At 55.9% G+C, this 824-nt stretch carries 1 protein-coding gene; it reads left to right on the top strand.

What is annotated here, in order from left to right; all coding sequences use genetic code 11:
- The first annotated feature begins 51 nt into the window (after positions 1-51).
- A protein-coding gene (locus PEL8287_RS19655; protein ID WP_139837886.1) for an IS5 family transposase occupies positions 52-815 on the top strand; the annotation gives its coding sequence in 2 pieces (ribosomal slippage) (positions 52-370 and positions 370-815; 765 coding nt in all).
- Positions 816-824: the final 9 nt, after the last annotated feature.

Genomic DNA, 824 nt, shown 5'->3' with positions numbered 1-824 from the left:
TAGGGCCTGTTAACACTATTACGTAGTGCTGTTTGATGCTAAGTATCTGTTATGAATGAGATAACAGAAAATCAATACGCGCTGATCCAGCCCTACTTGCCAGTCCAGCGCGGGAATGTGCGGGTTTCGAACCTAACGGTGATCAACGCCATCCTCTTTGTCGCCGAGAACGGCTGCAAATGGCGGGCCTTGCCACCACGTTTCGGCAAGTGGCACACGGTTTACACCCGGATGCGCCGTTGGGCCGACGCGGGCGTTTTGGACCGGCTGTTTGATGCTCTTCAGAAGCACCACATGATCCGCGTGTCCGTTGATTGTCTGGGCCTCGACAGTACGAGCGTCAAAGTGCATCCCGATGGTACCGGCGCGCCCAAAAAAACGGACCGCAAGCCATCGGTAAGTCGCGGGGTGGCTGGAACACCAAAGTCCACCTGATCGCCGCAAATGACCGTTTTGCACTGACATTCAGCCTATCTGGTGGGAATGCGCACGACGCGCCCGAAGGCCGCGCCCTGCTGGAAGGCTGGCGGTCACCGCCCCAAGGCGCTGCAATGATTATGGACCGGGCCTATGAGGGCGACGAAACGCGCCAGTTGGTACTTGACCTAGGCATGGTCCCGGTTGTTCCGCCAAAGGCGAACCGGCTGATCAAATGGGATTACGATCGGACCATCTACAAGCGGCGCAACGAGGTTGAACGCCTGTTTCGAAGGCTGAAAGGATACCGACGCATCTTCTCAAGGTTCGAAAAGCTGGACGTCATGTACCGCGCTTTCCTGAATTTCGCCCTAATCGTCGATATGATTAAGTGTTAACAGGCCCTA

This window comes from Roseovarius litorisediminis (assembly GCF_900172295.1).
GTDB classification, from domain to species: Bacteria; Pseudomonadota; Alphaproteobacteria; order Rhodobacterales; family Rhodobacteraceae; genus Roseovarius; species Roseovarius litorisediminis.
This window is presented reverse-complemented; position numbering and strand designations above follow the sequence as displayed.